Origin of the sequence: Nonomuraea mesophila, assembly GCF_004352805.1 — a bacterium.
GTDB classification, from domain to species: Bacteria; Actinomycetota; Actinomycetes; order Streptosporangiales; family Streptosporangiaceae; genus Nonomuraea; species Nonomuraea longispora.
This window is the reverse complement of sequence record NZ_SMLD01000270.1, coordinates 1-7955: the sequence shown is the minus strand read 5'-3', so window position 1 is coordinate 7955 and position 7955 is coordinate 1. Positions and strand designations below refer to the sequence as shown.

Annotated in this window: 8 protein-coding genes; 4 read left to right on the top strand and 4 right to left on the bottom strand. The window is 71.8% G+C overall.

What is annotated here, in order from left to right; translation table 11 throughout:
* A partial coding sequence (locus E1295_RS49500; RefSeq protein ID WP_166427749.1) for an ATP-binding protein occupies nt 1-1556 on the top strand: 1556 nt, incomplete at its 5' end.
* Between the two features lie 30 nt (nt 1557-1586).
* Here the strand turns inward: E1295_RS49500 and E1295_RS45870 are convergent.
* The 3 genes from E1295_RS45870 to E1295_RS45860 all read right to left on the bottom strand — a co-directional run bounded on the left by E1295_RS45870 (nt 1587) and on the right by E1295_RS45860 (nt 4709).
* Complete coding sequence (locus E1295_RS45870; RefSeq protein WP_132641347.1) at nt 1587-2279, bottom strand: aspartate/glutamate racemase family protein; 693 nt, start codon at nt 2277-2279, stop codon at nt 1587-1589.
* A gap of 97 nt (nt 2280-2376) precedes the next feature.
* Nucleotides 2377-3756 (bottom strand): UDP-N-acetylmuramoyl-tripeptide--D-alanyl-D-alanine ligase, encoded by a 1380-nt coding sequence (locus E1295_RS45865; RefSeq protein WP_132641345.1) that lies wholly within the window; start codon nt 3754-3756, stop codon nt 2377-2379.
* The gene (locus tag E1295_RS45860; protein WP_132641343.1) at nt 3753-4709 is read right to left on the bottom strand and encodes a D-alanine--D-alanine ligase family protein; all 957 of its coding nucleotides are present in this window, start codon (nt 4707-4709) and stop codon (nt 3753-3755) included. The genes E1295_RS45865 and E1295_RS45860 overlap by 4 nt, the downstream gene beginning before the upstream one ends.
* Before the next feature lie 562 nt (nt 4710-5271).
* Between E1295_RS45860 and E1295_RS45855 the strand changes: the two genes are divergently transcribed.
* Nucleotides 5272-6213 carry a TIM barrel protein gene (locus tag E1295_RS45855; RefSeq protein ID WP_132641341.1) on the top strand — a complete coding sequence of 314 codons (942 nt, stop codon included), beginning with the start codon at nt 5272-5274 and terminating at the stop codon, nt 6211-6213.
* A 76-nt stretch (nt 6214-6289) separates the two neighbouring features.
* On the opposite strand, the gene E1295_RS45850 is transcribed toward E1295_RS45855, so the two are convergent.
* The gene (locus E1295_RS45850; RefSeq protein ID WP_181958149.1) at nt 6290-6760 is read right to left on the bottom strand and encodes a MarR family winged helix-turn-helix transcriptional regulator; all 471 of its coding nucleotides are present in this window, start codon (nt 6758-6760) and stop codon (nt 6290-6292) included.
* A gap of 60 nt (nt 6761-6820) precedes the next feature.
* Between E1295_RS45850 and E1295_RS45845 the strand changes: the two genes are divergently transcribed.
* The gene (locus tag E1295_RS45845) at nt 6821-7198 is read left to right on the top strand and encodes a cupin domain-containing protein (RefSeq protein WP_132641339.1); all 378 of its coding nucleotides are present in this window, start codon (nt 6821-6823) and stop codon (nt 7196-7198) included.
* 14 nt (nt 7199-7212) lie between these two features.
* On the top strand, nt 7213-7629 hold the full coding sequence (locus tag E1295_RS45840; protein ID WP_132641337.1) for a cupin domain-containing protein: 417 nt from the start codon (nt 7213-7215) through the stop codon (nt 7627-7629).
* The last annotated feature ends 326 nt before the right edge of the window (nt 7630-7955 follow it).

Sequence of the window (7955 nt, the reverse complement as noted above, 5' to 3'; positions counted from 1 at the left end):
ATGACGCGCGGGCGCTGCTGGACTCCCGAGGGGTGCCGGCCGAGTCGCGCGAGCCGCTGCTGGCCTTCGCCGGCGGTCATCCGTTGGCGCTGCTGCTGGGCGCGGCCGTGGCGGTGAAGGACGGCGGGGCCGGCAGGTGGACACCGGATCAAGGCGTGGTGGGCACGTTGCTGGATGAGCTGGTGGGCGAGCTGCCGTCGGCGGCGCACCGGCAGGCTCTGGAGGTCTGCGCGCATGCGCACACGACGACGGAGGATCTGCTGCGGGCGGCCCTGCCGCAGGACGCCGCGGCGTTGTTCCAGTGGTTGCGGCGGCTGCCGTTCGTGCAGTCGTGCGGTCTCGGGTTGTTCCCTCATGACGTGGTGCGCCAGGTGGTGGAGGCGGACCTGCGCTGGCGCGACCCGGAGGGGTACGCGGCGATGCACGACCGCATCCACGCCCACCTGGCGGACAGGGTGCGTACGGCGAACGACGTGGACGTACCCGGCGCGGTGGCGGCGCTGCTCCACCTGCGTCACGGAGCCCCGGCCGGTTCGCACCGCTGCCGCGAGGAGGAGTTCCAGGAGGAGCCGGTACGGCCGGAGGACGTCGGCACGCTGGTCCAGGTGGCGACGGCGGCGGAGGGCGCGGTGTCCGCGAGGTGCGCCGCCTTCTGGGCGGAGCGGCAGCCGGAGGCGTTCCGGATGTACCGGCGGAGCGGAACCGGCGAGCTCGTCGCGTTCTCCGCCTGGCTGCGCCTGGAGCAGCTCGACGAGGGAGAGCTTGCGGCCGATCCCGTCGTGGCAGCGGCGTGGACGCACGCGCGGGCCACCACGCCGTTGCGCGCCGGTGAACACGTGGCGGTCGGCCGGGTGTGGGTGCTGCCGCCGTACCGCGAGCACGCGCCGCTGCCGGAGGCGATCCGGTGGCGGATGATCGCCAACTGTCTGCGGGCCGAGCGCATGGCATGGTCCTCCATCGCGCTACGGCAGCCGGATCGGGCATGGGCGGAGGAACTACGGCATTACGGGATGCGTACCCTCTCCGAACAGCCGCGGCTGGGCGAGGACTCCTACACCCTGTTCGTCCACGACTGGCGCGCGGTGCCGGCGCAGGCCTGGCTGGAGCGCATGAACCGCCCGCCCGCCGCGGCCCCGCCCGGCGGCCCGAGCGCCGCCACGGCGGAACTGGAGGTGTTGTCGCAGGCGCAGTTCGCCGAGGCGGTGCGCAAGGCGCTGCGCCGGTTGTCGCGGCCGGATGCGCTGGCCGCCTCCCCGCTGGCGCGCACCAGGCTGATCGCCGAGCGGGCCGGGCAGGATCCCGCCGTGGCGCTGGGCGACGTGCTCCGCGAGGCGATCGAGGAGTTGCGGGAGGATCCGCGCGCGGTCAAGTTTCACCGGGCGCTGTCCGTCACGTTCCTCCGCGGGACTCCCACCCAGGTGCTGGCCGCGGAACGGCTCGGCCTGCCGTTCACCACCTACCGCCGTCACCTGGCGGGCGGCGTCGAACGGGTCTGCGCCGTCCTGTGGCAGCGGGAACTGTACGGCCCTGGCGCGCCGGCGTCCCGGTCCACCTGACCCGCCGCGTCGTGGCCACGCCGTACGCGATCAGTCGGCGAGCGCGTAGGCGGCCGCCGCCTGCGCGTGCAGCCGGGCGCTCGGCAGCACCGGGATGGCGCCGTCCTTCTCGCCGACCAGCAGCTCGATCTCAGTGCAGCCGAGGACGACGGCTTCGGCGCCGTCGTCCGCGAGAGCGTCGATGATCTGGGCGTACGCGTCCCTGGACGACTCCCGGAGCACCCCGCGCACCAGTTCGTCGAAGATCACGCTATGGACCAGTTCGCGCTGCTCACGCCGGGGGACGACCACGTCGAAGCCGTGGGCGGCCAGCCGGTCCCGGTAGAAGGGCTGCTCCATGGTGAACCGGGTGCCCAGCAGGCCGACCTTGCGCATGCCCCTGGCGCGGATCTCGGCGCCCACCGCGTCGGCGATGTGCAGCACGGGCACGTTCACGGCCCGCTCCACGTCGTCGCTCACCCGGCTGAAGGTGTTGCTGCAGATGAGCAGCAGGTCGGCGCCGAGATCCGCCAGTTGCCCGCCGGCACCGGTCAGCATCGTGCTCACCTCGTCCCAGCGGCCGGCGAAGATGAGGTCCTCGACGGTCGTATAGTCGACCGACCAGATGAGGCTGTTGGCGGAATGGCTGCCGCCGAGTCGCTCGCGTACCCGCTGGTTGATGATCTGGTAGTAGATGACCGTCGATTCCCAGCTCAATCCGCCGATGAGACCGATAGTGCGCATGAAAACCCCGTTTCTCCAGCTCGTGCCGGCAGGCTAGACGCGGTGCCTGCTCACTCTGAAGGCCGGAAGCTGCCCAGCCCTCCGGCCCCACGACCGGTCAGGCGCCGGCCAGCGCGCGGGCGCACGCACCGAGCCCGATCTCGCTGGAGGCCTTGACGAACACCACGTCTCCAGGTTCGAGCAGCGCGGTGGCCAGGCTGACGGCTGCGGCCACGTCCTCGACGGTGTGGACGGCCATCTCCGGGTTCGACGACTGTGCCGCCTGCGCCATCGCGAGTGGATCCCCTGCTCCGACCGCGATCAGCACGTCGAAGCGGAGGCCGGCGACCAGCCGGCCCGTCTCCGCGTGCCGGGCGCGCGAGGCGTGCGCCTGCTGCCCCATCGCGCCGAGCACGGCGACGGTACGACGGGCGCCGGCCAGCGCTTTCACCGCCCGAAGCCCGGCCCGCATGGATTCCGGGCTGGCGTTGTAGGCGTCGTTGACGATGGTGACGCCGTCGGGTCGTTCGGCGACTTCCAACCGGCCCGCTGAACGCCGCCGTGCCGCGCTCAGCCCGTCGGCGATCCGGGCGGCTTCCAGGCCCAGTACGGTGGCGACGGCGGCGGCGGCCACGGCGTTGTCCACCTGGTGCTCACCTATGAGGCCGAGCTCGACCGGGGCGCGGCCGGAGGGCGTCACCAGCTCGAACGCGGTCCGCGCCCCGGCGGTCATCCGTACGTTCCGGGCTCGCACCTGCGCCTCCGCCGACCGGCCCCACCACAGGACCTGCGCCCTCGTACGGCCCGCCATGCCCCTGACGTACGGGTCGTCGGCGTTGAGCAGCGCGAACCCGTCCGCCGGAAGCGCCTCGACCAGCTCGCCCTTGGCCTCGGCCACGTCGGCGGGCCCGGCTCCCATGCGCTCCACGTGCGCGGTGCCGACGTTGAGCACCAGCCCTACCTGCGGCGGCGCGAGCCCGGTCAGATACGTCAGGTCGCCCTTCCTGCCCGCGCCCATCTCCAGCACCAGGTACCGGGTGGCGGCATCGGCGCGCAGCACGGTCAGCGGCAGTCCGAGCTCGTTGTTGAACGACCTGTCGGTGGCGACCGTCGCGGCGTGCCGTTCGAGCACCTGGGCCAGCAGGTCCTTGGTCGTGGTCTTGCCCACCGAGCCGGTCACGCCGATCACGGCTGGGCCGATGCGGTCGAGCAGGTGCCTGGCCAGCAGGCCGAGCGCGACCTGGACGTCCTCGACCACGAGGGCGGGCACGCCGACGGGCCTCGAGGCCAGCACGGCGACGGCGCCGCCCGCGACGGCGCCGGCCGCGTGATCGTGACCGTCGACGTTGGCGCCGGCCGTCGCGGCGAACAGGCCGCCGGGCAGCACCTCGCGGGAGTCGACCGCCGAGGGCGCCGTCACCGTCGCCTGCGGGTCGGGCACGTCATGCAGGCTCGCGCCGACGACCCGCGCGATCTCGTCCAGCGTCATGGGGATCACGAGCGGCTCCTGGCGAACGCCAGGTCGATGAGGCGGCGCAGCAGGTCCGGGTACGGGACCCCGCTGGCGGCCCAGGTCCTGGCGTAGACGGAACGGGGGGTGAAGCCGGGCATTGTGTTGATCTCCAGCACGTACAGGCGTCCGGTGCCCTCCTCGTAGAGGAAGTCGACACGGGACAGGCCGTAGCCGCCGATCGCCCGGTACGCGCGCAGGGCCAGCTCGCGCATGTCCTCGGTCACGCGCTCCGGCAGCGCGGCGGGGATGGTGGCGATCTCGGCTCCGCTGAGGTATTTCGCCTCGTAGTCGAGCCAGTCGCCGGGCACGATGAGCTCGCCGGGCACCGAGACGTCCGGCGCGTCATGGCCGCCGAGCACGCCGCAGATGATCTCGCGGGCCGTCACGCCCTGTTCGACGACGATCATGCCGTCGTAGGTCAGCGCCAGGTCCACGCCCGCGCGCAGTTCCTCCATGGAGGTGACACGCGAGACGCCGATGGAGGAGCCCATGCCGGCCGGTTTGACGTACATCGGCCAGTGCAGCGACTTCACCAGATCCCAGGGGGCGGTGGTGCTGCGCCACTCATGCTCGGTGAACCACACATGGGGAGTGACCGGAATGTCCTCCGCCATGAACGCGCGCCGCATCGCGACCTTGTTCATGCCCACGGCCGAGGCCAGCACGCCGCAGCCGACGTACGGGATGCCCAGCGTCTCCAGGAGCCCCTGCACGACGCCGTCCTCCCCGAACGGCCCGTGCAGCACGGGGAAGACCACGTCCGCCAGATCGGGCCGTAGTTCCACGGGCCATCTGCCCCGCCGGTCGATGATGACGGCGACGGGCTCGTACAGATCTGCGGGCAGAGCGTCGAGCACGGCCTGAGCCGACTGCAGCGACACCTCATGCTCGGCCGACGGCCCGCCCGCCAGCACGGCCACGCGCACACGTTCACTCACGATCGATCAGCCTTTCCCACGGCAGGACCAGCCCGCCGAGTGTCGGCGCTTCGTGTGCCCGGTTACGAGGCCATTCGCTGCCCGCTTCGGGCCGGTTCGGTTCGCCCGCCCGGCCGTCGGAGGGGAGCGCCGGGTCGCGTACGTGCCCGCCCTGCGTGGCTGAGTTGCTGTCTGCGGGCTTGTGAGGGAGGCTCTGGTGTCGGTTTGTCCTGAAGTGGGCAGCAGGCGCTCAGCGGCATGATGAACCGTCCAGCGGGCCGCGAATTCGTCGATCCGGCCCGTGGGGCAGCTCGCACCTCTAGCATGACGTTCCCCGCGGGATCCGGTCGTCGAGAGCTCCGCCGGACGCGGCCGTTGCCTGATTCTTCAGCGCCGAGGTGTTTCACCACGGAAAGTAGTACTACACTGTGTAGAGCTTCGCCTTGGTGGTACTGCTCCCACGGGAGTAGTACGAAGTCAACTCAGGGCGGACGCGCTCGCCACCCGAAAGCAGGCATGCTCACCGGGTTCGCACGTCCAAGGCGGGCGACGGGAAGACACAACGCAAGCCTGGAGGAAACCGATGCGCCTGCGTCACGATGACGGAACGCTCGTTCACCTCGCCTACAACGCAGGCGTCCACCCCGCTGAGGACCTGGAGAACCTGATCGCCCATCTGACCCGCTACGCCGTGCCGGTGCGCAAGCGGCTGGGGGTCGAGCGGATGGGCATCGGGCTGTGGTTGTCGCCGGCCGTCGCCGACCACCTCACGGCCGACCGCATCGAGCTCGTACGCCTGCGCCGCTCCCTGGAGGAGCGCGGCCTCGAGGTCGTCAGCCTCAACGGCACGGGGGGACGCAACCAGGAAGTGCCCGGCCCCGACTGGGCCAAGCCCGAGCGCTACCGCTACACGATGGCGCTGGCCAAGATCCTGGCGTTCCTGCTTCCCGAAGACGTACGGTTCGGGAGCATTTCGACGATACCGATCGGGTGGCGCCGCGACTGGCCCGCCGACCTGCACTCCATCGCCACCCGCCGGCTCGAACGTCTGGCGCGCGAGCTGCGCGGCATCCACAGCGTGACCGGCAAGACCATCAGGGTCGGGTTCGAGCCGTGGCCCGGGTGCGTGCTGGAGACGACCGAGCAGGCGCTGGAGCGGGTGGGCGGCATCGACTCCGAGCACCTGGGCGTGTGCCTCGACGCCTGCCACCTGGCCGGCGGCGCGGAGGAGGCGGGCGTGGCGCTCAAGGGGCTGGCCGAGGCCGGCGCGCCGGTGGTCAAGCTGGGGCACGTCCACAGCCACACGGGAGAGACGCCGCGCAGCACGGGCGCCGTGTTGCACGACACGCTGACGGCGATGTTGTCGGGGACGGTCAGCGGGAGCGCGCACATCGAGGTGGAAACGCACAACCTGATGGTGCCTGGGCGGGCCAAGGGGCCGGGGGCGCTGGTGTCGCTGCTCGCCGACGAGCTGGACTGGGCCCGTACGAACCTGACCAGCCTGGGCCTGCAGCTCGCCGCCTAGAAGGTATTGATCCTGCCCGCTCGAACGCGGCGTCGTCCCGAGCGGGCAGGCGGTGCCCCGGCGCCGGGCCTGCTGGTCAGAGCGAGCCGAACCAGCCGGGGGTGTCCAGGCGCCAGAGGCCGTCCGGGGTGAGCTTGCGCAGGTCGGCTTCGAGGGCGTGCAGCCGGTCCGCGCCGAGTTCGTCCGCCCAGCGGGCGCGCAGGTCGTCGAAGATGCGGGCCGAGCGGGTCAGCGCGTCCATCCCGTACGGCGTGAGCCGGGCGATCTTGCGCCGGGTGTCGTGGGAGTCGGTGGTCCTTTCGACGTAGCCGACGCGTTCGAGGGTGTCGATGGTCTTGCCCGCGGCCTGTTTGGAGACGCCGAGCATGCGGCCCAGTTCGACGGCGGTGGTGCCGCGCGGGCCGATCGCCTGCATGACGAACCCGTGCATGGGCCGCAGGTCAGGGTGACCTTGGCGGGCCAGCTCGGCGTGCAGTTCGTCGATCAGCATCCTGAAGGCGAGCAGCAGGCGGAGCGGAAGTTCGAAGCCAGGGGCGTCACTTGACATGATAGACAACCTGATTGACTATATGGACAAATCGGTTGCCTATCTTAGGAGGTTCAGGGCGTGACTGTCATTCGTGACGCCGAGGCGCGGCGGACGCAGACCCCTGGAGGGGTCATGACGACGTTCGCCTCGCCGGCGCAGGGAGGGGCCTCGCGGGCGATGTGGCGCGTGGACGTCGGACCGGGCAAGGCTGGGCCCGTCCATGACTTCGACAGCGAACAGGTGTGGAGCTGGACGGCCGGAGCGGCCGTGGTCGAACTGGGCGGTGACCGGTTCGAGGTCGCGGCGGGCGACACCGTCGTCATGCCCCCGCGCACGGTGCGGCGCGTGCTCGCCGATCCCGGCAGCGGCTACACCGCCGTCGTCACCGCCCCGGCGGGCGCCAGGGCTCTGGCTGAGGACGGCGCCGACTACGGCGTTCCGCCGTGGATCGTCTGAGGAGGAAGATCACCATGGCTGTTGTCCAGTCCGCTGATTCCCGCAGGATCGAGACGCCCAACGGCGTCATGACCACGCTCGCCTCCCCCTCGCAGGGAGAGGCCGGGCAGGCCGTGTGGCGGGTGGAGGCCCATCCCGGCATGGTGGGGCCGGTGCACGCGTTCGACACCGAACTGGTGTGGACCTGGCTCGACGGCGCGGCCGTCGTCGAGCTCGGTGGCGAGCGGTACGAAGTCGGCCCGGGGGACACCATGGTGTTGCCCGCCGACGTGAGCAGGCAGATGTTCGCCGACTCCGGGCGCGGGTTCGTCTCCATCGTCGCCGCGCCCGCGGGGGCCCGCGTCTACAACCCTGGGGGCGTGTCGGAACCGGACGCCTGCGACCTGGCCCCCAAGGGCACGGAACGTACCGTCCCGCCCTGGGCCCGCTGACCGCCCAGCGGCCCCTCGTACCCACTCCCCGGCCCCGGCCGGCGCGGCGGTGAGGCCGCGCGTCGTGGTCTTCCCCCTGCTCCGCCAGGCGTCCCACCGCCCGGCCGGCGTCCCACCACGCACCTGCCGGCCCGGCGGCACGAGCGACCGCCCGGCCAGCAGGTGCGTGGTGACGTTACGGGCGCCGGCTCGGGCGGACAGCTAGGTTGCGGCGTTCTGAGCGCCGGTTCGGGTGGGGAGGGCGGGGCGGCGTTGTGAGTGCCGGTTTCCGCGGAAGGCGTGTTGCGGTGTTCTGGGGGCCGATTCACGTGGGCAGGTGGTGGGGG